This window comes from Methylobacterium sp. WL12 (genome assembly GCF_008039475.1).
GTDB classification, from domain to species: domain Bacteria; phylum Pseudomonadota; class Alphaproteobacteria; order Rhizobiales; family Beijerinckiaceae; genus Methylobacterium; species Methylobacterium cerastii.
In genome coordinates this window covers 31,938-58,006 of record NZ_VRUW01000010.1, presented here as the reverse complement: position 1 = coordinate 58,006, position 26,069 = coordinate 31,938, and the positions used below count along the sequence as shown (strand labels likewise).

The 26,069-nt window shown below is 71.0% G+C and carries 22 protein-coding genes; 14 read left to right on the top strand and 8 right to left on the bottom strand.

Annotation, left to right across the window (positions count from 1 at the left end; genetic code table 11):
- Nucleotides 1–75: 75 nt before the first annotated feature.
- The 4 genes from FV226_RS06440 to FV226_RS06425 all read left to right on the top strand — a co-directional run bounded on the left by FV226_RS06440 (nucleotide 76) and on the right by FV226_RS06425 (nucleotide 2,692).
- Nucleotides 76–519 carry a hypothetical protein gene (locus FV226_RS06440; protein WP_246685453.1) on the top strand — a complete coding sequence of 148 codons (444 nt, stop codon included), beginning with the start codon at nucleotides 76–78 and terminating at the stop codon, nucleotides 517–519.
- A 111-nt stretch (nucleotides 520–630) separates the two neighbouring features.
- A complete protein-coding gene (locus tag FV226_RS06435) occupies nucleotides 631–1,848 on the top strand; it encodes an LL-diaminopimelate aminotransferase (protein ID WP_147751827.1) in 1,218 nt (405 codons plus the stop codon).
- A 153-nt stretch (nucleotides 1,849–2,001) separates the two neighbouring features.
- On the top strand, nucleotides 2,002–2,214 hold the full coding sequence (locus FV226_RS06430; protein WP_147751826.1) for a hypothetical protein: 213 nt from the start codon (nucleotides 2,002–2,004) through the stop codon (nucleotides 2,212–2,214).
- Nucleotides 2,215–2,344: 130 nt separating this feature from the next.
- Complete coding sequence (locus FV226_RS06425) at nucleotides 2,345–2,692, top strand: hypothetical protein (protein WP_147751825.1); 348 nt, start codon at nucleotides 2,345–2,347, stop codon at nucleotides 2,690–2,692.
- Nucleotides 2,693–2,740: 48 nt separating this feature from the next.
- Here FV226_RS06425 and FV226_RS06420 read toward each other — a convergent pair whose 3' ends face one another.
- Nucleotides 2,741–3,139: a DUF3140 domain-containing protein gene (locus tag FV226_RS06420; RefSeq protein ID WP_147751824.1), complete on the bottom strand. Its 399-nt coding sequence runs from the start codon at nucleotides 3,137–3,139 to the stop codon at nucleotides 2,741–2,743.
- A gap of 184 nt (nucleotides 3,140–3,323) precedes the next feature.
- On the opposite strand from FV226_RS06420, the gene prfB reads away from it, so the two are divergent.
- Nucleotides 3,324–4,452, top strand: a protein-coding gene (gene prfB / locus FV226_RS06415; RefSeq protein WP_147751823.1) for a peptide chain release factor 2 whose coding sequence is annotated in 2 segments (ribosomal slippage) — nucleotides 3,324–3,392 and nucleotides 3,394–4,452 — 1,128 coding nt in all. Because the reading frame shifts where the segments join, the coding sequence is not laid out codon by codon here.
- Nucleotides 4,453–4,494: 42 nt separating this feature from the next.
- On the opposite strand, the gene FV226_RS06410 is transcribed toward prfB, so the two are convergent.
- Together FV226_RS06410 and FV226_RS06405 are read right to left on the bottom strand one after the other, a co-directional pair.
- Complete coding sequence (locus FV226_RS06410) at nucleotides 4,495–5,646, bottom strand: peptidoglycan DD-metalloendopeptidase family protein (RefSeq protein WP_147762243.1); 1,152 nt, start codon at nucleotides 5,644–5,646, stop codon at nucleotides 4,495–4,497.
- 109 nt (nucleotides 5,647–5,755) lie between these two features.
- On the bottom strand, nucleotides 5,756–6,223 hold the full coding sequence (locus tag FV226_RS06405; RefSeq protein ID WP_147762242.1) for a peroxiredoxin: 468 nt from the start codon (nucleotides 6,221–6,223) through the stop codon (nucleotides 5,756–5,758).
- Nucleotides 6,224–6,392: 169 nt separating this feature from the next.
- Here FV226_RS06405 and FV226_RS06400 point away from each other — a divergent pair, with 169 nt between their 5' ends.
- Nucleotides 6,393–9,860: a DUF3971 domain-containing protein gene (locus FV226_RS06400; protein WP_147762241.1), complete on the top strand. Its 3,468-nt coding sequence runs from the start codon at nucleotides 6,393–6,395 to the stop codon at nucleotides 9,858–9,860.
- A gap of 51 nt (nucleotides 9,861–9,911) precedes the next feature.
- Here FV226_RS06400 and FV226_RS06395 read toward each other — a convergent pair whose 3' ends face one another.
- Nucleotides 9,912–10,271, bottom strand: coding sequence for a helix-turn-helix domain-containing protein (locus FV226_RS06395; RefSeq protein ID WP_147762240.1), 360 nt, complete (start codon nucleotides 10,269–10,271; stop codon nucleotides 9,912–9,914).
- A gap of 108 nt (nucleotides 10,272–10,379) precedes the next feature.
- Here FV226_RS06395 and FV226_RS06390 point away from each other — a divergent pair, with 108 nt between their 5' ends.
- Entirely contained in the window at nucleotides 10,380–11,126 is a 747-nt protein-coding gene (locus tag FV226_RS06390; RefSeq protein WP_147762239.1) for a glucose 1-dehydrogenase, read from the top strand.
- A 63-nt stretch (nucleotides 11,127–11,189) separates the two neighbouring features.
- Here the strand turns inward: FV226_RS06390 and tyrS are convergent, their stop codons facing one another.
- Nucleotides 11,190–12,479 carry a tyrosine--tRNA ligase gene (gene tyrS / locus FV226_RS06385; protein WP_147762238.1) on the bottom strand — a complete coding sequence of 430 codons (1,290 nt, stop codon included), beginning with the start codon at nucleotides 12,477–12,479 and terminating at the stop codon, nucleotides 11,190–11,192.
- Between the two features lie 223 nt (nucleotides 12,480–12,702).
- Here tyrS and FV226_RS06380 point away from each other — a divergent pair, with 223 nt between their 5' ends.
- The 4 genes from FV226_RS06380 (at nucleotide 12,703) to ribB (ending at nucleotide 16,767) form a co-directional block, all read left to right on the top strand.
- Nucleotides 12,703–13,854: an anhydro-N-acetylmuramic acid kinase gene (locus tag FV226_RS06380; RefSeq protein WP_147762237.1), complete on the top strand. Its 1,152-nt coding sequence runs from the start codon at nucleotides 12,703–12,705 to the stop codon at nucleotides 13,852–13,854.
- Nucleotides 13,851–14,447, top strand: coding sequence for a DUF3578 domain-containing protein (locus FV226_RS06375; RefSeq protein ID WP_147762236.1), 597 nt, complete (start codon nucleotides 13,851–13,853; stop codon nucleotides 14,445–14,447). Before FV226_RS06380 ends, FV226_RS06375 begins: the two co-directional genes overlap by 4 nt.
- A 91-nt stretch (nucleotides 14,448–14,538) precedes the next feature.
- On the top strand, nucleotides 14,539–15,633 hold the full coding sequence (gene aroC, locus FV226_RS06370) for a chorismate synthase (protein ID WP_147762235.1): 1,095 nt from the start codon (nucleotides 14,539–14,541) through the stop codon (nucleotides 15,631–15,633).
- A gap of 57 nt (nucleotides 15,634–15,690) precedes the next feature.
- A complete protein-coding gene (gene ribB / locus FV226_RS06365) occupies nucleotides 15,691–16,767 on the top strand; it encodes a 3,4-dihydroxy-2-butanone-4-phosphate synthase (RefSeq protein ID WP_147762234.1) in 1,077 nt (358 codons plus the stop codon).
- A gap of 187 nt (nucleotides 16,768–16,954) precedes the next feature.
- Here ribB and FV226_RS06360 read toward each other — a convergent pair whose 3' ends face one another.
- The 3 genes from FV226_RS06360 to FV226_RS06350 all read right to left on the bottom strand — a co-directional run bounded on the left by FV226_RS06360 (nucleotide 16,955) and on the right by FV226_RS06350 (nucleotide 22,236).
- On the bottom strand, nucleotides 16,955–20,086 hold the full coding sequence (locus tag FV226_RS06360; protein ID WP_147762233.1) for an efflux RND transporter permease subunit: 3,132 nt from the start codon (nucleotides 20,084–20,086) through the stop codon (nucleotides 16,955–16,957).
- A gap of 4 nt (nucleotides 20,087–20,090) precedes the next feature.
- Complete coding sequence (locus tag FV226_RS06355) at nucleotides 20,091–21,206, bottom strand: efflux RND transporter periplasmic adaptor subunit (protein WP_246691514.1); 1,116 nt, start codon at nucleotides 21,204–21,206, stop codon at nucleotides 20,091–20,093.
- Between the two features lie 103 nt (nucleotides 21,207–21,309).
- On the bottom strand, nucleotides 21,310–22,236 hold the full coding sequence (locus tag FV226_RS06350) for a histone deacetylase family protein (RefSeq protein ID WP_147753781.1): 927 nt from the start codon (nucleotides 22,234–22,236) through the stop codon (nucleotides 21,310–21,312).
- 188 nt (nucleotides 22,237–22,424) lie between these two features.
- Between FV226_RS06350 and FV226_RS06345 the strand changes: the two genes are divergently transcribed.
- The 3 genes from FV226_RS06345 to FV226_RS06335 all read left to right on the top strand — a co-directional run bounded on the left by FV226_RS06345 (nucleotide 22,425) and on the right by FV226_RS06335 (nucleotide 26,043).
- Nucleotides 22,425–23,003, top strand: a complete 579-nt coding sequence (locus FV226_RS06345; protein WP_147753780.1) for a L,D-transpeptidase — start codon at nucleotides 22,425–22,427, stop codon at nucleotides 23,001–23,003.
- A gap of 389 nt (nucleotides 23,004–23,392) precedes the next feature.
- On the top strand, nucleotides 23,393–23,836 hold the full coding sequence (locus FV226_RS06340; RefSeq protein WP_147753779.1) for a hypothetical protein: 444 nt from the start codon (nucleotides 23,393–23,395) through the stop codon (nucleotides 23,834–23,836).
- Nucleotides 23,837–24,024: 188 nt separating this feature from the next.
- Entirely contained in the window at nucleotides 24,025–26,043 is a 2,019-nt protein-coding gene (locus tag FV226_RS06335) for an acetyl/propionyl/methylcrotonyl-CoA carboxylase subunit alpha (RefSeq protein WP_147762232.1), read from the top strand.
- Nucleotides 26,044–26,069: the final 26 nt, after the last annotated feature.

Here is a 26,069-nt window from a genome sequence, read left to right as displayed (position 1 = left end):
TCGTTTCCGACAAATTAACGCGCCAACCCCTGATTTGCCCAGCGCGGCAGGCGCGAACGGCGATATATCTGCGGTATGAACTCAACGTCCGACAAGGTTCCGAACCCGGTTACGACGTCCCCGGGCAGGCCGTCGCATCCGGCCGGCTCCGCCGGGCGCGCTGGTGCAGTCCGCCGGCTGCTCGGCGCGCTCGCGCTCTGCGCTGCGGCGGCGACCGGCGCCTGCTCCTCCGACCTCTCGCCGATCAAGACGCTCGCGGTCGAGGCCGGCTACGGCCCGAAGCCAGTCGCGGCGCCGGACTTCGTCGCGAACTCGCGCTCGAAGGCGGACCCCGAATTCATGCCGGTGGGCGTGTCGGCCCCGGCCCGTCCCGTGCGGGCGAAGTCGGCCGAGAGCCAGAAGGCGCTGGAGGCCGAGCTCGAGGGCGCCCGCGGCCGCAACGAATCGAAGGGCCGGGCGGCCGAGAGCGCCGGCAAGGCGACGAAGCCCGCGAGCGCGCCGGCGCAGCCGGCACAATAAGTCAGCGATTCGGGGTCGGCGGCGGCCCGCTTCGATGGTAGAGAGGCCGACCGCCACCCGTCGGGGCCGCCCGTGCCGCCCCGCGGGATCCGCGCCGATGGACAGATGGCCATGACCGATTTTCACCGCATCAAGCGCCTGCCGCCTTACGTGTTCGAGCAGGTCAATCGGATCAAGGCCGCCGCCCGCGCCAACGGCGCCGACATCATCGACCTCGGGATGGGCAACCCCGACCTCGACGCCCCCAAGCACGTCATCGCCAAGCTGTGCGAGACGGCCGGGCGTCCGCGCACGGACCGGTACTCGGCCTCGAAGGGCATCGCGGGCCTCCGCCGCGCCCAGGCCGGCTATTATCAGCGCCGCTTCGGCGTGAGCCTGAACCCGGACACCCAGGTCGTCGCGACGCTGGGCTCGAAGGAGGGCTTCGCCAACATGGCGCAGGCGATCACCGCGCCCGGCGACGTGGTGCTGGTGCCGAACCCGAGCTACCCGATCCACGCCTTCGGCTTCCTGATGGCGGGCGGCGTGATCCGCTCCGTCCCGGCCGAGCCGACGCCCGCGTTCTTCCCGGCCCTGGAGCGCGCCATGGCGCACTCGATCCCGAAGCCCGTGGCGCTGGTGGTCTGCTATCCGTCGAACCCGACGGCCTACGTCGCGACGCTGGATTTCTACCGCGACCTCGTCGCCTTCGCGAAGCGCCACGAGATCATCCTGCTGTCGGACCTCGCCTACGCCGAGGTCTACTTCGACGGCGAGCCGCCGCCCTCGGTGCTGCAGGTGCCGGGCGCGATCGACGTGACGGTGGAGTTCACCTCCCTGTCCAAGACCTATTCCATGGCCGGCTGGCGCATGGGCTTCGCGGTCGGCAACGAGCGCCTGCTGGCGGCGCTCAGCCGCGTGAAGTCCTACCTCGACTACGGCGCCTTCACGCCGATCCAGGTGGCCGCCACCGCCGCCCTCAACGGCCCGGACGACTGCATCCACGAGATGCGGGCGATCTACAAGAAGCGCCGCGACGCGCTGGTCGAGTCCTTCGGCAAGGCCGGCTGGAAGATCCCGGCGCCCGCCGCCTCGATGTTCGCCTGGGTGCCGATCCCGGAGAAGTTCAAGGAGATGGGCAGCCTGGAGTTCTCGAAGCTGCTGCTGGAAAAGTCCGACGTGGCGGTGGCGCCGGGCATCGGCTTCGGCGAGTTCGGCGACGACTACGTCCGCATCGCGCTGGTCGAGAACGAGCAGCGCATCCGGCAGGCCGCGCGCAACGTCCGCCGCTTCCTCGAGACCGCGGACAAGACGCTGCACAACGTCGTGCCCCTGGCCAAGAGCGCCTGATCGCCCGAAGCGTCCGTTCGGCCGAGGGCGGTTGTTGCGGCCGGGCGACACGCCCGGCCAAAGCACGGCGCGCGGGCCCGAGGCGGTTGTCAGCCGCCGCCCGGGTGCGCAGGGTCTCCGGCAATGATCCGTTCCCGCGTCACCGAGGCCCGCATGCGTCGCCTGTCCCTGCCCGCCGCCCTGCTGCTGGCGGCAGCCGCCTCGGCCTGCGCGCCGAACCCGATCGTCGCCCGCGATCCGATCCCGGCGCCCGGGCCCGACGCGGCCTTCGCCTGCGACTCGCGCCCGCTGGTGCTCAACGCCTTCGAGACCACCTGCAAGCCGATCGCTCGGCAACCCGTGGTCGTGCTGCGCTCGAAGGGCTGACCGGCGACGGTCCCGGCCGGATTTCCCGGGACGAAGGCGCGGCCCGCGCGTCGCGCCGACGGACATGTCGGTCCGCATCGGGCATGGTGCCCCGACGATCGAAGCCGGCCCCCAGCGACGGAGTACGCGAATGAACCCCTTCCTTCGACACGGCCTCGCTGCCGGCCTCGTCACCGGCCTCTTCGCGATCGTCGGCACAGGCGCCGCGCAGGCCCAGTCCGGGGCCTACGTGTTCCAGGGGCCGGACGGCCCGACGGTGTTGCAGGTCGACGTGGCCAACCGTCCGATCGTCCCGCCCCAGCGCCCGGACCTCGCGGTCCCGGCGATCGCCGTGCCGCAGGTGATGAACGGCGGCGGCTTCGGCATCACCGGCTTCAACTACTACGACAGCGGCCTGATGGAGGGCCGCGCCGACTCCCGCGCCAAGCGCCGCTACGTCCTGGCGCCGGCCTGGATCCCGGGCTACGGCGGACACTGACGGCGGGCGCCGGCGGCGCGTCGATCGCTTGCGCGCCGCAGGGCCGGATCAGTCCTTCGACGGGTCGTGGCCCCAGTTCATCAGCGACAGCGACCAGGCGGATTCGGGATCGTTGCGCGACTCGCCCCCTTGCGCGAGGTGGCGTCGGACGTAGCCCACGACCTTCTGCATGTGGGCGTAGTCGTCGTCGGTGAGCTCGGCCTTCTTCTTGGCCTTGATCTCGAGGATGCGGCGGCCCTCCTTGTGCCCGGTCGCCTCGCCGCCGCCGTCCTTCTGCCCGACCGATCGGCTCGCCTCGGAGTCGAGGTGCTTCTTCAGGGCGGCAGGCGTCATGTTCACCGCCGCGTCGAAATCCTTCCCCGTCTGCTCGTGGTCGTGCTTCGCCTCGTCCTTCTTCGTGTCGTGCTTGGTGTCATCCTTCTTCGCGTGATCTTGGGCCTTCGTCATCGTTCGGCGCTCCGGTCGGGCTGGAAAATCCCCGACCAACGCGCGAGCCGCCCGCGGTTTCACGCCCTCCGGCGCGCCCTGGCGTCGCAAGGCGGGGCGAGAGGCCGTTTACAGGGCCGGCCTGCCCCGGTATCACCCGGCACGACCCCTTCAGAGCCCACAACACAAGCGACACACCCTCGAAATGCGCGCCGAGATCGAGCAAGCCTCGGATGCCGCCAAGCAGTCGATCGGACTGCTGAGGAGGCATCTTTGACTGGGATACCGTCGATAAACGCCTCGCGGAGCTGAACGCTGCCTCCGAGAACCCGGAGCTGTGGAACGACGCCGACGCCGCCCAGAAGGTGATGCGCGAGCGCCAGCAGCTCGACGAAGCCGTGGCCGCGATCCGCAAGCTCGAGCAGGACCTCGACGACGGGGCGATGCTGATCGAGCTCGGCGAAGCCGAGGGCGACGACGCCTCCATCCGCGAGGGCGAGGCCACGATCCTCGGCGTCGAGAAGCAGGCGGCCGGCCGGCAGGTCGAGACGCTCCTGTCCGGCGAGGCCGACGGCTTCGACACCTATCTCGAGGTCCATGCCGGCGCCGGCGGCACCGAGAGCCAGGACTGGGCCAACATGCTCCAGCGCATGTACGGCCGCTGGGCCGAGCGCCGGAAGTACAAGGTCGACATCGTCGAGTGGTCGGACGGCGAAGAGGCCGGGATCAAGGGCGCCACGCTCCTGATCAAGGGCCACAACGCCTACGGCTGGCTCAAGACCGAATCCGGCGTACACCGCCTGGTGCGGATCTCACCCTACGATTCGAGCGCGCGGCGGCACACCAGCTTCGCCTCGGTCTGGGTCTATCCGGTGATCGACGACCGGATCGAGATCGAGATCAAGGAATCCGACTGCCGGATCGACACCTACCGTTCGTCGGGCGCGGGCGGCCAGCACGTCAACACCACCGATTCGGCGGTGCGCATCACCCACAACCCGACCGGGATCGTGGTGGCGTGCCAGCAGGAGCGGTCGCAGCACAAGAACCGGGCCACCGCCTGGAACATGCTGCGCGCCCGCATGTACGAGGCCGAGCTGAAGAAGCGCGAGGAGAAGGCCAACGCCGAGGCCGCCTCCAAGACCGACATCGGCTGGGGCCACCAGATCCGCTCCTACGTGCTGCAGCCCTACCAGCTCGTGAAGGACCTGCGCACCGGCACGCAGTCGACCGACCCGGACGAAGTGCTCGACGGCGACATCGACCCGTTCATCGAAGCCTCGCTGGCGCAGCGGCTGTACGGCGCGACCGAGAAGGTCGAGGACATCGACTGAGGCGTAGGCGCCTTCCCTCCTCCTCTCCGGGGAGGAGGCGTTCTACGGCTCGCCCTCCGCCAGTTCCCGCCCCGCTTCCAGGAACCCCTGCGGGTCCACCGGCTCGCCGTCGATCCGCGTCTCGTAATGCAGGTGCGCGCCGGTGGAGCGGCCGGTCGAGCCGACGCGGCCGACGAGGTCGCCGGCGCGGAGCCATTGCCCGGGGCGCACGTCGAAGCGCGCTAGGTGCGCGAAGCGCGTGACGACGCCGTGTCCGTGATCGATCTCCACCATGTTGCCGTAGCCGCCGGCCGGCTCCGCCGAGACGATGCGGCCTGGGGCGGTGGCGAAGGCCGGCTCGCCCATCTCGGCCTTGAGGTCGAGGCCGGTATGCAGCGCGAGACCGCGGGTGAACGGGTCGAGCCGCGGCCCGAAGCTGCTGGCGAGGCCGCGGTCGCGGCGGAGCGGGCGGTCGAGGGGCAGCCGGGCGGCGAGACGTCGCAGGGCCTGCGCATCACCGAGCGTGCGGACGGTGCCCGCGACGGCCGCGGCGAAGGGGCTCGGATCGATCGGAACCAGCGGTCCGCCGAGCCCGGACTCCAACGGACGCTGCAGGTCGAGCCCGGTCCGTCCGAGGACGCGGCGCAGGCGCCAGATCTCGCCCGCCGCCCGTTCGGTGATCCGATCGAGCCCGATCACTTGCGCCGCCGCGAGGCCGTCGAGCCGCCCGGCAAGCGCCGCCAGGCGCAAGTCCACGTCGCGCGCGCTGCGGCGTTCCGGCCGGGCCGTATCGATCCCGCGCAATCCCAGGTCTGGCTCGGGCGCCGGAGCTCGGCCGGGGAGGGCGCCGGTCGTCGTCGGATCGATCGCGCCAGGCGCGGTCGTCCGCACCAGACCGGTGAGCACGGCCTGGCGGCGCTCCAGGTCGGCCTGCCGCGCGGCGACTTCGTCGAGGCGCGCGGCGACGGCGTCTTGCGCCTCCGCGCGGGCCGAGCCGCCACGGTCGAGCTCGGCTTGGAGCGCGGCGAGGCGGGCCTCGTAGGCCACCTGCATCGCGCCCTGCCGGGCGACGAACCCGGCCAGCAGGTCGTCGTGGAACAACAGCAGCCCGCTCGCCGCCGCGGCCCAGAGGGTGGCGACGACGAGGGAGGCGACGACGAGGGAGGCGGCGAGAAGCCGGTTCCTGCGAGGGGGAACGATGGCGCGGAGCTTCATCGAGGGGGGCCGGGTTCCAAGACCGCCATCGAGCGCCGACAGGGTTAAGAAACCGGAAAATCCCTCATGACTTCCGCAAGATGCGGCCTCCCGGAGATGCGGTGCGCGATCAGCTCAGTGCGCGCGCGGCTTCCAGCACCTCCGCGGCATGGCCCGGCACCTTCACCTTGGGCCAGATCCGCGCGATGCGGCCCTCGCGGTCGAGCAGCATCGTCGTGCGCTCGACGCCCATGTACTTGCGGCCGTACATGCTCTTCTCGACCCACACGCCATAGGCCTCCAGCATCGCCTTGCTCTCGTCGGAGACGAGCGGGAAGGCGAGGTCGTACTTGGCCGCGAACTTGTCGTGGCTCTTCACCGGGTCGGGCGAGACGCCGATCACGACCGTGTCGGCGGCGGTGAAGTCGGCCAGCGATGCGTTGAACGCTTGCGCTTCCAAGGTGCAGCCGCTCGTGTCGTCCTTCGGATAGAAGTAGAGCACGATCTTGTGACCGGCCTGTTCGGCCAACGCGAGCGTCTTGCCGCCGGAGCCTGGAAGGGTGAAGTCGGGAGCGTACTCGCCTTGTGCGAGGGGCATCGTGCCATCCTTTCGGCCGATTGATGGTTGCTTGGTGCGGAGCCGGCAAGCCCGCCGCCTGCACTACGGGCGCGCTAGCCGGTCCCCTTTCGGAAACGCTTCGCTTAAGGGTCGCGTCCTAGAATGAGCGCATGGTCCGGCCCCGCGAACGCGCCGATGCAAGGTCTTCATGCCTGAGGAAGCGGCCCGGCTCGAGGATACGCCCGGCGCAGGGCGCCCGCGCAAGGCGGTTCGTCGCTGGACGCGGCGCTGCCTGTGGACGGCCGCCGCCCTGGTCGTCGTGCTCGGCCTCGGGCTCGGCGCCGGCGTCATGCGCCTCGCCTACGGACCGCTGCAGATCGACGGCCTGTCGGCGCGGGTCTCGGCTGCGCTGGCCGACCGGATCGGGCCGGGCTGGCGCATCGACCTGCGTGACAGCACCCTCGAGATCGATGCCGAGAACGCGCTGGCGTTGCGCGTCAGCGGGCTCGACATCCGCAACCCGCAAGGGGCGCTGGTCGTGCGCGCGCCGCTCGCCCTCGTCAGCATCGACCCCTGGAGCCTGCTGAGGCTCTCGCCGTCGCCGCGCTCGATCGAGTTCCGCGACGTGCAGATGACCGCGCTCGTCCACCGCGACGGCTCGATCGCGTTCGCGGCCTCCGAGCCGTCCTATCCCGGCGACGCCTCGCCGCACACGCCGCCGAGCGTGGACGCGGCCCGCGGCGTGGTCTCGCCGCTCTCGGCCGCCACCGCCTCGATCTTCGGCGTCGTGCTCGATTCCGCCGGCGTCGTCGGCGCGCTTGACCGCGCCCGCATCACCAACGCCCGCCTGACGCTGATCGACGACGACGCCCGCGAGCGCGCGGTGTTCGAGCACGTCAACGGCCTGTTCGGCCGCGACCCGAAGCAGGACGCGCGGCTGTTCGAGCTGCGCATCGACGGACCGCACGGGCAATGGCGCTTCGGCGGCACGCTGCGCGAGGCCGGCGGCACCCGGCGCACCGGCATCATCACCCTCGACGACCTGCCGGCCACCGACCTGCTGCTGCTGTCGGGCCAATCCAAGCTGCCCTTCACCACCGACCTGAAGCTCTCGGCGCGGGCCGACGTCGCCCTCGACGGCGGTCGCATCGAGGCGATGAAGGCGACGCTGCGCACCAGCGACGGGACCTTCCTCGTCGAGGAGAAGGACTTCAACCCGGTCACCGTCGAGAGCCTGAACGCCGCCTTCAGCTGGGACGAGGCCGCCCGGGTGATGACGCTCGACGGGCTCGACTACCTCGGCGCCGGCAACGCCGTGAACCTCACCGGCACCTGGGCCGAGGCCAAGGCCGGCGAGGACTTCGCCTGGACCGCCACCCTGTCGAGCCGGAACGCGACCCTGCGCGGCGCAGCGGCCAAGGACAAGCCGGTGACGATCTCGGCGATGGACGGGCATCTCACCGGCCGGGCCGGCGGCATCGCCATCGACAGCTTCGCCATGACCGGCGCCGGCATCCACGGCAACATGAGCGGCACGCTCGGCACCACCGCCGACGACGACGGCCTCACCCTCCACGTCACCGCCAGCGACAGCGAGGCCCGCACGGCGCTCCGGCTCTGGCCGGAGAACATCGCGCCGGGCGCGCGCAACTACCTCGTCGACGAGCTGCGCGCCGGCCGCATCGACGCGGTCGACATCACCGTCGACATGTCGGGCGCCGAGCTCGCCGCGGCGACGCGCGGCGACCCGATGCCGGACAACGCGGTGCACATCGACTTCCGCGTCTCGGACGCGACGCTCGAGGTCTCGGCCGACGCGCCGCCGCTGACCCGGGGCACCGTCGCCGGCACGATCACCGGGCGCACCACCCGGATCCGGAACGTCACCGCCGACATCCGCATGGCCGACGGGCGCGCCCTGAACATTTCCGAGGGCGCCTTCGTCATCCCGGAGATCGCGCCCGACAAGGTCGTGGCCGACATCGGCCTGCGCCTGTCGGGAGGCGCCGACGCGCTGGCCGCCCTGCTCCAGACCAAGATGTTCAAGGCGCTCTCGGGCGTCGAGCTCGACCCGGCGACGGTGAAGGGCCAAGCCGACCTGCGGATCGGCTTCCCGCTCGACCTCAAGCACATCCCCGACCTGCCGGACCTCCCGGTCGCCGTCACCGGCACGCTCAGCGACCTGACCGTCGACAAGGTCGTCGGCAAGGACAAGCTCGAATCCGGCCGCTTCGCCGTGAGCTACGATCCGCGCGGCTTCACCCTGAAGGGCGACGCGAAGCTGTCGGGGGCACCGGTCTCGATCGACATGCACCAGGCCAAGGCCGGCGGCGCCGGCGAGGTGCTGGTCAACCTCACCGCCGACGACGCCCTGCGGGCGCGCAAGGGCCTGCCGACGGCGCCGCAACTCTCCGGGCCGATCGCGGTCAAGGCCACGATCCCCCTGGTCAAGGCCGGGGCGACGAGGCCGCCGATCCGCGTCGAGGCGGATCTCGCCCGCGCCGGCATCGACGGGCTGGTGCCGGGCCTGACCAAGGCGGCGGGCAAGGCCGGGCGCCTGACCTTCGCGCTCGTCGACACCGGCCCCGGGATGGACCTGCGCGACATCGTGCTCGATGCCGGCGTGGCCTCGGCACGCGGCAACGCCTCGCTCGGCAGCGAGGGCGGCCTGGAGCGGGCGGACCTGACCAACCTGAAGCTCTCGCCCGGCGACGACATGCGGGTCTCGCTGGAGCGCAGCGGCAACGGCTACCGGGTCGCGGTGAAGGGCGCGGTGGCCGACGCGCGGCCGTTCCTGAAGATGATGACCGCGCCCGAGGGCAAGGGCCAGCGCGACGCCAGCCCGAAGGACATCGAGGCGGAGATCCAGCTCGGCATCCTCACCGGCTTCAACGACGAGGCGCTGACCAACGCCAACGTCAGGCTGACCCTGCGCGGCAAGGACGTACGCTCGGCCGCGATGAGCGGCAAGTTCCGCTCGGCCCCGTTCGTGGCCAGCGTGACCAAGGGCGAACGCGGCGCGCCGACGCTGGCGATCGAATCCGGCGACGCCGGCGCGACGCTGCGCTTCGTCGACGTCTACCGGCGGATGTACGGCGGCCGGCTCAACCTCGGCATCGTGCTCAGCGACGGCCCGCAGGCCGGCGTCGTGCAGATCCGCGAGTTCTCCCTGCGCAACGAGCCGGCCCTGTCGAGCATCATGGCCCAGGGGCCGGAGACGGTGGAGACCGTGGACGCCCGCGGGCGCAAGCGCACGGTGGCGGGGCAGGGCAGCGCGGTGGCCTTCGACCGGATGCGGGCGAACTTCGTCCGCACCGGCTCGCGCGTCGACTTCTCCGACGCGGCGATCTCGAACGCAGCGATGGGCTTCACCCTGTCGGGCTTCCTCGACACCGCCCGCGAACGCACCGACATCAACGGCACCTTCGTGCCGCTCTACGGCCTGAACAACATCGTCTCGCAGGTTCCGGTGATCGGCCCATTGCTCGGCGGTGGCCACAACGAGGGCCTGTTCGCGGTCAACTTCCGGGTCTCGGGCAAGCTCAACGCGCCGGACGTGAGCGTGAACCCGCTCTCGGCCGTGGCACCGGGCTTCTTGCGAAAGCTGTTCAGCGCGGGCGGCGGCTCGAACTTCGCCGACGGCGTGCCCCCGGCGGTGCAGGGCGGCGACCGCTGAGGGGCCGGATCGCGCGCGGCGAATCGCCGGTAGGTCGATCGGCCGGGCGGACTACTCCGCGGCCGGCACCCGCATCGCGTCGCAGCCGGCATCCGACGCGTAGGCGTTGACGATCGCGCCGAGGAGGCCCGGAAAGCGCGCCTCGACCTCGGCGAACCGGGCTTCGTTCCGCATCTCCACGCCATGCCGCGCGCTGCGGATCAGGCCGGCCTCGCGCAGCACCTTGAAGTGGGTCGAGAGCGACGACTTCGGGATCACCCGGTCGCCGAGGGTGGCCAAAGCCGAGCAGGCGTCGACGCAGCCCGCCCGCATGATCTGCGCGAAGATCGCCGCGCGGTTCGGATCGGACAACGCGTGGAGGATCGCGTCCGGGCGAACGTCCTCGATCGCGGGGTGGAACAGAGATCTCATCTTTTCGGCATGTGGGGGCTTGAACCGAACTCAGTTAGTTCTGAATTACCGAACTATGGGACAAAGGCGGCCATCCCGGAGCCGGCCCATGCCAAGGGGTTAGCATACATGTCCAAGCTCGCGGGCAAAGTCGCCGTCGTCACCGGCGCATCGAAGGGCATCGGCGCCGCCATCGCCAAGGGGCTGGCGAAGGAGGGCGCGGCGGTGGTGGTCAACTACGCGTCGAGCAAGGCCGGCGCGGACGCGGTGGTCGCGGCGATCACCGCGTCGGGCGGCAAGGCGGTCGCGGTCCAGGGCGACGTCTCGCAGGCGGCGCAGGCGCAGGCCCTCGTCGAGGCGGCGGTGACGCAGTTCGGCCGGCTCGACGTGCTGGTCAACAATTCCGGCCTGTACGAGTTCGCGGCGATCGAGGCGATCACCGAGGCGCATTACCACAAGCTGTTCGACGTCAACGTGCTCGGCGTGCTGCTGGCGAGCCAGGCGGCCGCCAAGCACCTCGGCGAGGGCGGCAGCATCGTCAACATCTCGTCGGCGATCACGGACGTCAACACGCCGACCGCTTCGGTCTACGCCGGCACAAAAGGCGCGGTGAACGCGATCTCCGGCGTTCTCGCCAACGAGCTCGCGCCGCGCAAGATCCGGGTCAACGTCGTCAGCCCGGGCTACGTGGTGACCGAAGGCACGCACGCGGCCGGCATCGCCGGCTCGGAGATGGAGGCCGGCTTCGTGGCGCAGACGCCGCTCGGCCGCGCCGGCCGGCCGGACGACATCGCCGACGTCGTCGCGTTCCTGGCCTCCGACGAGGCCCGCTGGCTCACCGGCGAGGTCATCACCGCCAGCGGCGGCATCCACTGACGCACGGTCGCCGCGAATCGACCAGGCCGAGACCCGTTCCGGGCCTCGCTCGGTCGAGCGCGCTCACGCCACGCGCAGCAGCACGTGGCGCTTCTTGCCGAAGGAGAGCTTGAGCACGCCGTTCTTGGCGAAGTCGGCGGTGCGCAGCACGGCGCGCTCGTCGGTGAGCACCACGTCGTCGATGCGCAGGCCGCCGCTCTTGATCTGGCGGCGGGCCTCGCTCGTGGACGGCACCAGCTTGGCGTATTCCGGGCCGAAGGCCGAGAGCACGCCCAGACCCGCGTCAACGAGGTCGCGCGAGACGGTGACGCTCGGCAGGTCCTCGGCCAGCGTCCCCTCGACGAAGGTCTTCCGCGCGGTCTCGGCGGCGGCGTCCGCCGCCTCGCGGCCGTGCATCAGCGCCGTCGCCTCGGTGGCGAGCCGCACCTTGGCCTCGTTGATCCCGGCCCCCCCCTTCGCGGCGAGCTCGGCGATCTCGGGCAGCGGCAGGAAGGTGAACAGCTTGAGGAAGCGCTCGACGTCGGCGTCCTCGGTGTTCCGCCAGAACTGCCAGTAATCGTAAGGCTTCAGCATCTCCGCATCGAGCCAGACCGCGCCGGCGGCGGTCTTGCCCATCTTGGCGCCGGACGCGGTGGTGAGCAGCGGGCAGGTCAGTCCGGTGAGGCCGGGCACGCCCATGCGGCGGCCGAGGTCGATCCCGTTGACGATGTTGCCCCACTGGTCGGACCCGCCCATCTGCATCGTGCAGCCGTGGCGGCGGTTCAGCTCGACGAAGTCGTAGGACTGGAGGATCATGTAGTTGAACTCCAGGAACGAGAGTTCCTGGTCGCGCTCCAGGCGCATCCGCACGCTGTCCATCGACATCATGCGGTTGACCGAGAAGTGACGCCCGACGTCGCGCAGCATCTCGATGTAGTTCAGCTTGGTCAGCCAATCGGCGTTGTCGACCATGATCGCGCCGGTGGGCGAGCCGTCGAACGCGAGGAAGCGGGCGAAGGTCTTCTGGATGCCGGCCTTGTTCGCCTCGATCTGCTCCAGGCTCAATATCTTTCGCGATTCGTCGCGCCCCGAGGGATCGCCGACGCGGGTGGTGCCGCCGCCCATCAGCGCGATCGGCCGGCCGCCGGTCTTCTGCAGCCAGTGCAGCATCATGATCGACAGCAGGTGGCCGATATGGAGCGAAGCCGCTGTGCAATCGTAGCCGACGTAGCAGGTCAGGCGCCCCTCGGCCGCCGCCGCGTCGACGCCGGCGAAGTCCGAGCATTGGTGCACGTAGCCGCGCTCGGCGAGCACCTTGAGGAACTCGGACTTGGGCGCGAAGGGCTTGGGCGCGAGGGGCTCGGCGGCGGTCATGGGAATGCAGGCTTCTCGGTTCGAGGCGGGACGCCGGGCGGCGGCACGGGATGCGATCCCGCTCGGCTGGCGCGTCCGCTCGCAAAAGGGCATGAGGCGGCTTGGGTGTCACTCGCACAACCCCCGTCGCGTCGGCGGCGCCACCGGAGGCGCCCACGGGGATCGGGGGTTTTGCGAGCCGCACTCATAGCAGGGCGACCGGCGAAAGGCACGGGGGCAGGTCATGACCATGATGCGCGCGATCGGCCTGATGAGCGGGACCTCCCTCGACGGCGTGGACGTCGCCCTGATCGAGACCGACGGCGAGGCCGTTCACGTGGTGCGGGGCCACAACAACTACCTCGAGCCCCTCGGCCCCACCGGATACCGCGGCTATTCCGAGGAGGAGAAGGGGCTGCTGCGCGCCGCCACCAAGGATGCCGAGGGCGTGGTCGCGCCGGGCGACCGGCCCGGCCGCCTGCCCGAAGCGGAGGCCTTCGTCACCGAGGCGCATGCGCAGGCGGTGGAGCAGTTCCTCGCCGAGAACGGGCTCGCGGCCGGCGAGATCGACGTGATCGGCTTCCACGGCCAGACGGTGATCCATCGGCCCGACCAGCGCATCACGATCCAGATCGGCGACGGCCAGGCGCTGGCCGACCGGCTGCGCATCCCCGTGGTCTCGGACATGCGCCGCGCCGACATCGAGGCGGGCGGGCAGGGAGCGCCGCTCGTGCCGGTGTTCCACCAGGCGCTCGCCGCCGCCTCCGGCTTCGAGGGGGCGTTCGGCATCCTCAACATCGGCGGCGTCGCCAACGCGACGCTGATCGATTCGAAGGGCGGCGTGATCGCCTTCGACACCGGACCGGGCAACTCGCTGATCGACGAGTGGATGCAGGAGCGCGAGGGCAAGAACCTCGACGACGGCGGCCGGACCGCCGCGCGCGGCCGCGCCGACGAGCCGCTGCTGGCCTGGCTGCTGACGCACCCGTTCTTCTTCCGGCGGCCGCCGAAGTCGCTCGACCGCAACTGGTTCTCGCACAAGCTCGCAGGCCAGCTCTCGACCGAGGACGGCGCGGCGACGCTCACCGCCTTCACCGCCCGCGCGGTCGCCCGGGCGCTGGACCACGCACCGGAGATCCCGGCCCGCTGGATCGTCGCCGGCGGCGGGGCCCGAAACGGCGAGTTGGTGCGGCTGCTGAACTATCACCTGCGCGCCGAGATCACGATGGCGGACGCGATCGGCTGGTCCTCGGCCTTCCTCGAGGCCCAGGCCTTCGCGCACCTGGCCGTGCGCTCGCTCAAGGGCCTGCCGATCACGTTCCCCTCGACCACCGGCGTGCGCGAACCGATGACCGGCGGCGTGCTGGCCCGTCCGCGGGATTCGTCCGGGTCTTGAGCCTCGGCCATGCCCTTCGACGGATCGTCGAGGAATACCCCGAGGCCCACCTCGACCCGCCGGCCGGGCACCCGCTCGCAGCTGTGATCCGGAGAAGCGCGCCCGACGAGATGCGGCGCGCGCTCGAACCGATCGGCGGCGGCTATTGCGTGAAGGGCAGCCCCGGCCGCGGCACGCATTGGGCGGCGGTGCCCTGGCTCGCGGTGTTCGATCCCGCGATCACCACCAGCGCGACGCGGGGCTACTACCGCGTCTACCTGTTCCCGGCGCATCGGCAGCAGGTCTATTTCTGCCTCGTGCAGGGCACCGTCGCGGCGATCCGTGAGCATGGGCCGGATGCGGAAGGATTCCTGCGCCGGAGCGGCGACGCGCTGCGGGCGCGGATGTCGGATTTTGCCGACCGGCTGCCGCTGTCCGCGATCGATCTCGGCAGGGAAGGCCCGCTGCCCGAGGGCTACGCGGCGGCCCACATCCTCGGCCTCGCCTACGATCTCGATGCGCTGGGCGACGAGCGTCGGCTGAGGCGCGACCTTGCGGTCGGGATCGAGGCTTATCGGGCGTTGAAGGCGCGGGGCGGGCTCGTGTTCGACTGACCGTGCAGCGCACTTCTCCCGCCCCAGCAAAGGGGGAGGGAAGCGCGCCCGATTTGTGCCCCCGGCGCCCGCGCGCTAGAGCACGCGCACGATGTCCCACAACACGTTCGGCCACCTGTTCCGCGTCACCACCTTCGGCGAGAGCCACGGGGTCGCCCTCGGCTGCGTCGTCGACGGGTGTCCGCCCGGGCTCGCGCTCGAGGCCGAGGAGATCCAGGCCGAGCTCGACCGGCGCAAGCCCGGCCAGTCGCGCTTCACCACCCAGCGCCGCGAGCCGGACCAAGTGCGGATCCTGTCCGGCGTCTTCGCCGACGACCGCACGGGCGGGCGCCAGCTCACCACCGGCACGCCGATCGCGCTGACGATCGAGAACACCGACCAGCGCTCGAAGGACTATTCCGAAATCCGCGACAGCTACCGCCCGGGTCACGCCGACTACGCCTACGACGCCAAGTACGGGTTTCGCGACTATCGCGGCGGTGGGCGCTCGTCGGCGCGGGAGACCGCGGCGCGGGTGGCGGCCGGCGCCATCGCCCGCAAGGTGATTCCCGGAGTGACGATCCGCGCGGCGTTGGTGCAGATGGGCCCGCACGCGATCGACCGGTCGCGCTGGGACTGGGACGAGGTCGGCAACAACCCGTTCTTCTGCCCAGACGCCGAGACCGCCAAATTTTACGAAACCTACCTCGACGCGATCCGAAAGGACGGCTCGTCGATCGGCGCCGTGATCGAGGTGGTGGCCGAGGGCGTCGCGCCGGGCCTCGGCGCGCCGATCTACGGCAAGCTCGATGCGGATCTCGCCGCCGCGATGATGTCGATCAACGCGGTCAAGGGCGTCGAGATCGGCGACGGCTTCGCCTCGGCGGCGCTTCGCGGCGAGGACAACGCCGACGAGATGCGCGCCAGCAACGACGGGCGCCCGGCCTTCCTGGCCAACCATGCCGGCGGCGTGCTCGGCGGCATCTCGACCGGCCAGCCGATCGTGGTGCGGTTCGCGGTGAAGCCGACCTCGTCGATCCTCACGCCCCGGCGCACCGTCACGAGCGACAACCGCGACGTCGACCTGATCACGAAGGGCCGCCACGACCCCTGCGTCGGCATCCGTGCCGTGCCCGTCGCCGAGGCGATGATGGCGTGCGTGCTCGCCGATCACCATCTCCGCCATCGGGGGCAAGTCGGCTCCTGACCGCGGCGCCCGACGCCTGACCGTCCCCGGACGCAAAGCTCATTCGAGTACCGAACCGTGCCTCACAGCTCCGTCACCTCCGCCATCGAAGCCTTCGCCCGCGGCGAGATCGTCGTCGTCACCGACGACGACGACCGCGAGAACGAGGGCGACCTCGTCGTCGCCGCGATCCATTGCACGCCGGAAAAGATGGCGTTCATCGTCCGCAACACCTGCGGCATCGTCTGCGCGCCGGTGACGACCTCGGAGGCGCGACGCCTCAACCTCGCGCCGATGGTCGCCTCGAACGACGCGCCGCTCGGCACCGCCTTCACCGTCACGGTGGACGTGAAGCACGGGCTCACCACCGGCATCTCGGCCGAGCAGCGCTGCAACACCGTCCGGGCGCTCGCCAACGGCAACATGGGCGCCGACGACTTCGTCCGCCCCGGCCACGTCTTCCCGCTGATCGCACGGGACGGCGGCGTGCTGATGCGCTCAGGGCATACGGAGGCCGCGGTCGACCTGTGCAAGCTCGCCGACCTGCCCCCCGTCGGCGTCATCTGCGAACTCGCCAACGACGACGGCACGGTAATGAAGGGGCCGCAGATCACGGCCTTCGCCGAGGCGCACCATCTCGCCCGGGTGTCGGTGGCCGACCTGATCGCCTACCGCCAGGCGCGCGACCGGCTGGTCGAGCGGGTCGGGCACTTCCCGGTCCAGACCGAATTTGGGCCGATGACCGGCTACGCCTACACGACGCCGTTCGAGGCGATCCAGCAATTCGCCTTCGTCCACGGCGAGATCGGCGACGGCCGTGACGTGCTGGTCCGGCTGCACCGCTCGGACGTCGTCGCCGACGTTATCGAGGGCGGCCGCCAGATCGAGACGGTGATGCGCCGCTTCGCGAAGGAAGGACGCGGCATCCTCGTCTACCTGCGCGACGGCACCGCCGGCGTGCCGCTCAACCGCGTCGCCGACGAGGGCACCGAGGCGCAGCGCGTGCGCCAGTGGCGCGAGGTGGGCCTGGGCGCCCAGATCCTGCGCGACCTCGGCGTAGTCTCGTTCCGCAACCTCTCGACCTCGTCGCGGGCCTATGTCGGCCTGTCCGGCTTCGGCATCGAGATGCTCGGCGACGAGCCGCTGGAGGGGTAGCACAAGGTGGAGCCGCTTCGCGGCCCGTCGCACGCTGGGTCCCGGATCGCCTTCCGCTGACGCTCCAGGCGTCCGGGAATGCGGGCGCGGCCCATCCGTGAGCGCAGCCGCCGTTTCCCGGACGACCGGAGCGGAAGCGGAGGGAAGATCCGGGATCCAGCCAAGCGGGATGCGCGAAGCTCCGCTTCTAGGTCGCCCGCACGAACCGGCCGTAGCGCAAGGCCAGCGCCGGCAGGATCGCGAGGTTCAGCACCGTCGAGGTGACGAGCCCGCCCAGGATGACGATCGCCATCGGTCCCTCGATCTCGCGCCCCGGCTCGCCGGCGCCGAGCGCCAGGGGCAGCAGGCCGAGGCCGGTGACCAGCGATGTCATCAGGATCGGCACCAGCCGGTCCCCCGCCCCCTCCGAGGCGGTCGCGGCGTCCCAGCTGCGGCCCTCGCGGGCGACCATATGCTCGTAATGGGCGATCAGCATGATCGCGTTGCGCAGCGAGATCCCGAACAGCGTCACGAAGCCGACGATCGAGCCGAGCGAGATCACCGCCCCGGTCGCCGCAACCGCGAGCACGCCGCCGACGAAGGCGAAGGGCAGGTTGACCAGCACCAGGAGGAGGTTACGCACCGAGCCGGTGACCACCGCGAGCAGCAGCACGATGCCGAGGCCGGCCAGCGCCGAATAGGTCAGCAGGTCGGCGCGCGCCCGCGCCTGCGTCTCGGCGGCGCCCTCGAACGCAACGTAGACGCCCGGCGGCAGGGCGACCTCCTTGGCGACCTTGCGCTTGGCCGCCTCGACGAAGGAGGCCACGTCGCGCCCCGTCACGTTGGCGGTCACCGCCTGCACCCGCTGCGCGCCCGCGTGCTGGACCTGGTAGCGTCCCGCGGTCTCGTACACGTCGGCGACCTGGGCCAGTCGGATGTAGCTGCCGCTCGGGGTCCGCAGCGGCAGGTCGCCGAGGCGGGTGAGGTGCGCCCGCGTCGCAGGATCGAGGATGACGATGACGTTGAAGACGGCGTTGCCCTCGTAGGCTTGGCCGACCACGTCGCCCTGGTAGGCGGTGCGGACGATCTCCAACACCTCGATCGCGTCGAGGCCCCAGTGGCGCAGGTCGTTCCGGCGTAGGGACACGGTGATCTGCGGCAGGCCGGCGGGCGATTGCTGCTGCACGTCGGCCGCGCCCCGCACCTCGGCGAGCTCGCGGGCGACGTCGCGGGCCGCCGCCTCGATCCGGTCGAGGTCGGCGCCGAACACGTTGATCACCACCGGCGCGGTGTAGCCCGAGACCGTCTCCTCGATGCGTTCGGTCAGGAAGGTCTTGAGCGAGAACGCGGCGCCGGGCGTGCCCGCCATCAGCGCGCGGATGCCGGCCTCGCTCCGCCCCTGCGCCGCGCCGTCGAGGCCGGGCTCGAGGTCGATGTGGATCTCGCTGTAATGTGTGCCGGCCGTGTCCTGCCCGGCCTCGGCCCGGCCGACCTGCTGCGCCACGGCCCGCACCCCCGGCACCGCCTTGAGGCCGGCGGTAATGCGGGTGCCGAGCCGCAGCGATTCCTGCAGCGAGGTGCCAGGGGCGGCCGCCATGTGCAGGATCAGGTGGCCCTCCTTGAGGTCGGGCAGGAAGGTGCCGCCGAAATAGGGCAGGGCGGCAGCCCCCCCGAGAGTCAGCAGCAGGGCGGCCGTCGCAGCCCAGCCGAAGCGCCGCTCGACGCCGCCGAGCACCCGGACGTAGGCGGCGCGCGAGGCCCGCATCACCGGCGGGTCGCGCGCCGGCAGATCCCTGCGGGCGACGAGCGCCATGGCGAGCGCCGGCGTGACGGTGAGCGCCACCGCGAGCGAGGCCACCACGGCCAGGATGTAGGCGAGCGCCAGCGGGCCGAACAGGCGCCCGGCGACGCCGGTGAGCGCCAGCACCGGCAAAAACACCAGAAGCACCGCGAAGGTGGCGTAGGCCACCGCGCTTCGCACCTCCAGGATCGCGTCGCGCACCACCCGCGCGACCGGCAGCGGCGCGAGCAGACGCCGGTTCTCGCGCAGGCGCCGCACGGCGTTCTCGATGCCGATCACCGCGTCGTCCACCACCTCGCCGATGGCGATGGCGAGCCCCCCCAGCGTCATCGTGTTGAGGCTCTCGCCCATCGCCCCGAGCACCAGCACGGCGGCGAGCAGCGAGAGCGGGATCGCGCCCGCGCTGATCACCGCGGTGCGCCAGTCGAACAGGAACACGAACAGCACCACGACGACCAGGATGCCGCCGAGCGCCAGCGCCTGCAGCACGTTGCCGTTGGCCTGGGCGATGAAGTTCGCCGGGCGGAACAGGTCGCCGCGCAGCACGATGCCGTCGCGCTCCAGCCCCGGGCGAAGCTCGTCGAGCGCCGCGTCGACGCGGCGCGTCGCCTCCAGGGTGTTGGCGCCGATCTGCGCGCCGACCATCAGGAGGATGCCGGGGCGGCCGTCGACCAGGGCCGCGCTGATCGGCGGCTCGGGGGCGGCGACCACGGTGGCGACGTCGCCGAGCACCACGCTGGCGCCGCCCTCGTTGACGAGCACCGTGCGGGCGATCTCGTCCGGCGTCAGCGACTGGCCTTCCGTCTGCAGGGCGATGCGCTGGTTGGCCGTGTCGACGAAGCCGGCGCCGCGCACACCCGTCGCCTTGCGCGCGGCGACCAGCACGTCGTTCAGGCCGAGGCGGAAGCGGATCAGGTCGTGCGGCCGCACCTCGACCTGGAACGCGCGCACCGCGCCGCCGTAGACCGAGACCTGGGCGATGCCGGGCACCGCGAGCAGCCGCAGGCGCACCCGCCAGTCGGCGATGGTGCGCAGGTCGAGGGCGGACCGCTTCTCCGAGGTCAGCCCGACGAGGACGACGGTGCTGGTCGAGGAGGTGAGCGCGGTCATCGCCGGCGGCAGCACGCCCTGCGGCAGGCGCCCGGCAAGGCTCGCCAACCGCTCGGTGACGAGCTGGCGCACCCGGTAGATGCTGCTGCCCGCCGTGAAGGTGGCGGTGATGACCGACAGGCCCTGGATCGAGCTCGACCGCAAAGTGGCGAGGCCGGGAAGCCCGTTGACCGCGACCTCGACGGTCTGCGTCACCAAGACCTCGACCTGTTCCGGGTTGAGCCCCGGCGCCTCGGTCTGGATCACCACCGAGGGCGGCGCGAATTCGGGGAAGACGTCGTACTTGGCCTGGCCGAGGCTGGCGGTGCCGTAGACCAGGAGCGCCAGGGCCAACGCCACGACGATTCCGGGGAAGCGGATCGCGAAAGCGACCAGGGCGGCCTGCGGACCGACGGGATCGGAGGCGGGGGCGTCGGTGTCGGGCGGCATCGGCTCAGTCGTCGTCCGCGCCGCCGGAGGCCTGCGCCTGGGCCTTCATCTCCTCCGAGAGAAGGGCCTGCGCCCCGCGCAGCACGATCTCGGTCTCGTTCGTGAGGTCGGCGACGACGAAGCCGTCGCCGGAGAGCGCCGGGTCGGCGCCGAGCGCGTGGCGGGCGAACCCGGCCTCGCCGACCGCGCGGTAGAACCAAGCCCCACCCTGCCAGTGCACCACCGCCTCCTCCGGCACCAGCACGCCGACGGCAGCCCGCGACGCGGTGATGAAGGCCAGCGTGCTCATGCCTGGCAGGAGCCCGCTGTCGCCGGACACGGTGTAGAACGCGCTCAAGCCCTGGATGCGCTGGTCGGTGCGGGTTGCGGCCGAGACGAAACGCAGGGGCACGCGCTCGCTCTGCGGGGGCACCTCGGCGAAGGCCGCGCCGGGCGGGCCCTTCAGTGCCTCCCCCGGCGGCAACGTCACCTGAACCAGGAAGTCGGCGCGCTCGATCAGTCGGGTCACGAGGCCGGAGCGCTCGACGATGCCGCGGCCGATCACCGGGCCCCATTCCTGCTGCGCGGTGGCACTCAGCGTCCGCACCTGCGACTGCGCGGCGGCGAGCGCCGCCTGGTCGGTCTGGAACGTGCCCTCGCTGGTCTCGATCTGCACCTGCGTGGCGTAGGCCCCGAGCGACTTGGCGCGCTGGAACGCGGCGCGCGAGACCTCGACCCGCGCCTGCGCCGTCTGCAGCTGCGCCGTCGCGGTGGCATAAGAGTTCGTCAGCTCGGTCACCCGCGCGAGGTCGAGGACGCTGCCGTAGGCCTGGATCTCGATCGGATGCGATTCGGATGGGCGCCGGGCGGTCTCGAGCCCGATGCGGGCGCGCTCCTCCGGCGTCAGCACCACGACGACGCGCCCGCCCTCGATCGCGGTGCGCTGGGCCGCCGGAAGGTGCGGCGGCCGCGGCGCGACGGGCGCGCGCTGCGCCTCGACGCCGACGATCCGCGAGGCCGCCCGCCGGATCTCGTCGCCGGCCAGGAGGGCCGCGACGCCCAAGGCCGCCAGCCCGATCGCCCCACCCCAGATCCAACCGGAGGTCCGCCGCTGCCGCACCCGATCCATCCCCCCGAACACGCGGCTATCCTGCCGCCTCACCTTGAGGATGGCATTACCACACGATCCCGGTTTCGATTGCCGAATTGTCCCGAATTTCGCGCGATGTTTCTGCCGCTCTCCCTCAACGCCCCATCAGGGCGTCGACATGCGCGGAGACCGAGCGGCCGAGGCCGTCGAGGCTGTAGCCGCCCTCCAGCATCGAGACGAGGCGGCCGCCGGCATGGCGGTCGGCGACCTCCATCAGCTTGCGCGTGGCCCAGCCGAAGTCGGCTTCGGTCAGGCGGAGGTTGGCCAGCGGGTCGAGGTGGTGGGCGTCGAAGCCCGCCGACAGGATGATCACGTCGGGGGCGAAAGCCTCGACGCGTGCGAGGATGCCGGCCTCGAAAGCCTCGCGGAAGATCGCCCCGTCGTCGCCCGGGCGCAGGGGCACGTTGACGATGGTATCCTTCGCGCCGCGCTCGGAGGCGGCGCCGGTGCCGGGAAACAGCGGCATCTGGTGGGTCGAGGCGTACATCACGTCGGCGTCGTCCCAGAAGATGTCCTGCGAGCCGTTGCCGTGGTGCACGTCCCAGTCGACCAGCGCGACGCGGCTCGCACCCTTGGCGCGCGCATGGCGCGCGGCGATGGCGGCGTGGTTGAACAGGCAGAAGCCCATCGCGCGGGTGCGCTCGGCGTGGTGGCCGGGCGGGCGCATGGCGACGAAGGCGTTGCTGCACTCGCGCCCCATCACCGCGTCGACCGCGAGGATGCCGCCGCCGACGGCGCGCAGCGTCGCCTCCAGGCTGCCCGGCGACATCAGCGTATCCGAATCGATCGCGACCATCCCCTCCTTCGGGGCGGCGGCGACGATGGCCTCGACGTACTCGGCCGGGTGGGCGAGCGTTGCGACCGAGGCCTCGGCCTGGGGCGCCATGGTGCGCACGAGGCCGGCGAACCGCTCGTTCTCCAGCACGCGCTCGATCGCGCGGATGCGGTCGGGCCGCTCGGGATGTCCCTCGGGCACGGCGTGGTCGAGGGCCGCCGGGTGGCTCACGTACAGGGTCGTCACGATCATCCCTCCGGCTCGCGCACGCCGTCGCGCCGCGGACGCAGCTGTCGCAACCGGGCAACAGCCTTTGGCATTGTGCCCGCGGGCAACGCAGGAGGCTACGCCGAAGTGCCACCTGCGCCTATGCTCCGATCAGTTTCCGTCAACTCTGGTTCGAACGGCGGAGACGTGCTCGAGAGACGTCCGACATGCGCTTCGCCCCGATCATCGCGTGTGCCGTGCTGCTTTCGGGTTGCAACTTCAAGGCGGTGCCCGATCCGACCCTGTCGGCGCGGGACACCGCCTTCATGGCTTTGGTGCCGGACGCCGAGTTCGATCCGCACTTCGCCCGCTACCAAGTGACCGATCCGACGAAGGAGCGGCCCGGCACCATCGTGATCGAGACGATGGAGCGGCAGCTCTACCTCGTGCTGCCCGACGGCAAGGCGATGCGCTACGGCGTCACCGTGGGCGACGAAGCCTACGGCTGGAAGGGCACCGCCACGGTCGACCGCAAGGCGGAGTGGCCGGCCTGGAACCCGCCGGCCGAGATGGTCAAGCGCTGGCCGCACGTGCACCCGATGCAGGGCGGCCCCGGCAACCCCCTCGGCGCCCGCGCCCTCTACCTCTCCGACAAGGGGCGCGACACGCTCTACCGCATTCACGGCACCAACGAGCCGGAGAAGATCGGCCAGGCCGCCTCGTCCGGCTGCATCCGCATGCGCAACATCGACGTGGTCGACCTGTTCAACCGCGTACCGGTGGGTGCGACGGTGATCGTGCGCTGACGCGTGACCCTCGAGCAGTCTCCTCGCATCATTCCCGGGCTGCGAAGCTGCGAGCGGAATTCAGAACCGCTGACGCCAGCCAGATCCGACGCCGTCGGCGGTTCTGGATTCCGGGCTCGCCTGCGGCGCCCCGGAATGACGGAGCGAGCGGTCAGCGAATGGCGCTCCATCCACGCTCATAGAGAGCGGGCAGCCGTCGTCCGGTCTCGGTCGAAGCCGACATTCCGCCCGAAAAAAGCAAGATTCCCGAAACGCTCATTCGTGAGCACGCTTTAACCTGAACGCCGGTTCAGATTTGGCCGTTAACTTCTCAAGACGATCTGCCTCGTACAGTCCAATACATACGAGGACAGGCGGCGACCGAACAAAGGTCGCAGGAGAATTCGGTCATGATCAACGTTTCTCTTCAAGACTTCTGCAACCATGCCGTCGCCGAGGGCCGCATCACACCGGCCGACGTGAAGGCCCTGCTGCGCGACGTGCTGCCGGACGGGATCGCCCATCGCGACGAGGCCGACATGCTGATCGCCCTGGAGCGGGCGGTGCCCGACGCGGACACGGCCTTCGCCGACGCGCTGGTCGCCCTGGTCGTCGATTTCGCGGTCTGGGGCGAGCGTCCCTCGGGCTACGTAGACCGCGCCGTCGCCGCCTGGCTCTCCGCGTCGCTCGCCGGCCATACCGGCCCGACGCCGGCCGGCGCGCGCATCGCCGTCGAGATCGTCCGCGAGGCGGAGGGCAGCGCCGAGGCGCTGATGGCGTTCGCGCTGGACGCCAACCGCTGGACCCGCGAGCCGGCCAAGGCCGACCGGCCGCGCTTCGCCCGCGCGGCGTGAACTTGCTGCGGGCGCTTACAGCCTGACCTTGCAGCTTGAACCGGAGCCAAAAACTTTTCACCGCCGGGGCCGCGCCCTCGGCCTCCGGCACAGCTTCCGTCGCCTCGTGATCTGCTTTAACGGGAACGTTCTGTCCGGCTCACGCCAAGCCGGTTCCTGAAGACGACCTGATTCGAGCGCGCCAAAAGATGTTCGACAAGATCCTGATCGCAAACCGGGGCGAGATCGCCTGCCGCGTCATCAAGACGGCGCGACGCATGGGCATCAAGACCGTGGCGGTCTACTCGGACGCCGACCGTGACGCGGTGCACGTTGCGATGGCCGACGAGGCCGTCCACATCGGCCCGGCGGCGGCGTCGCAGTCGTACCTCGTCATCGAGAAGATCATCGACGCCTGCAAGCGGACGGGCGCGCAGGCGGTGCATCCGGGCTACGGCTTCCTGTCTGAGCGCGAGGCCTTCGCCAACGCGCTCGCCGAAGCCAACATCGTCTTCATCGGGCCGAACCCCGGCGCCATCGCTGCGATGGGCGACAAGATCGAATCGAAGAAGGCGGCGGCGGCCGCCGACGTCTCGACGGTGCCGGGCTTCCTCGGCGTGATCGAGAGCCCCGAGCACGCGGTCGAGATCGCCGACGGCATCGGCTACCCGGTGATGATCAAGGCGTCGGCCGGCGGCGGCGGCAAGGGCATGCGCATCGCCTACGCCTCGGGCGAAGTCGCGGAGGGCTTCGCCCGCGCCAAGTCCGAGGCCGCGTCGTCCTTCGGCGACGACCGCGTGTTCATCGAGAAGTTCATCACCGACCCGCGCCACATCGAGATCCAGGTGATCGGCGACAAGCACGGCAACGTGGTCTACCTCGGCGAGCGCGAATGCTCGATCCAGCGCCGCAACCAGAAGGTCATCGAGGAGGCGCCGTCGCCGCTCCTCGACGAGGCCACCCGCCGGAAGATGGGCGAGCAGGCCGTCGCCCTGGCGAAGGCCGTAGACTACGATTCCGCCGGCACCGTCGAGTTCGTCGCCGGCCAGGACAAGTCGTTCTACTTCCTCGAAATGAACACCCGCCTCCAGGTGGAGCATCCGGTCACCGAGATGATCACCGGCGTCGACCTCGTCGAGCTGATGATCCGGGTCGCCTACGGCGAGACGCTGCCGCTCACGCAGGACCAGGTGAAGCTCGACGGCTGGGCGGTGGAGAGCCGCGTCTACGCCGAGGACCCGACCCGCAACTTCCTGCCCTCGATCGGCCGGCTCACCACCTACCGGCCGCCGGAGGAAGGCGAGTTCGGCAACGGCAAGGTCCGCAACGACACCGGCGTGGAGGAGGGCGGCGAGATCGCGATCCACTACGATCCGATGATCGCCAAACTCGTGACCTGGGCGCCGACCCGTGCGGAAGCGATCGAGCTGCAGGCCGAGGCGCTCGACGCCTTCGCCATCGACGGCATCCGCCACAACATCCCGTTCCTCGCCGCCCTGATGGCGCATCCGCGCTGGCGCGAGGGCGCGCTGTCGACCGGCTTCATCGCCGAGGAGTTCCCGGAAGGGTTCTCCGCGCCCGAGCCGAAGGGCGCGGTGGCCCAGCGGATGATGGCGGCGGCGGCCGCGATCGACCACAAGCTCAATGCGCGCAAGCGCGGCATCTCCGGCCAGATGCGCGACCCGGGCCTGCTGCATTTCGAGCGCGACCGCGTTGTGATGCTGGCGGGCGAAGCCTTCCCCGTCACCGTCGATCCGCACGAGGACGCGCTGGCGCAGAACTGCCTCGTCGTCACCGAGGCCGACGGCACCGCCCACGTGGTCGAGAGCGAGTGGCGCCCCGGCGAGCCGGTCTGGACCGGCACGATCGGCGCGCAGCGCGTCGCGATCCAGGTGCGCGGGCTGCTCAACGGCGTCGCGCTCCAGCACGCGGGCGCCGCGGCCGACGCCCGCGTCTACACCCGCCGCGAGGCGGAGCTCGCCGCGCTGATGCCGGTCAAGGAGGATGCCGGCTCGGGCAAGCAGGTGCTCTGCCCGATGCCCGGCCTCGTGAAGCAGATCCTGGTGAAGGAAGGCCAGGAAGTGAAGAACGGCGAGGCCATCGCCATCGTCGAGGCGATGAAGATGGAGAACGTGCTCCGCGCCGAGCGCGACGCCACCGTGGAGAAGATTCACGCCAAGGAGGGCGAGAGCCTCGCGGTCGACGCGGTGATCCTGGAATTCGCCTGATCGCCCCAGCATCCTGAGGCCGGCGC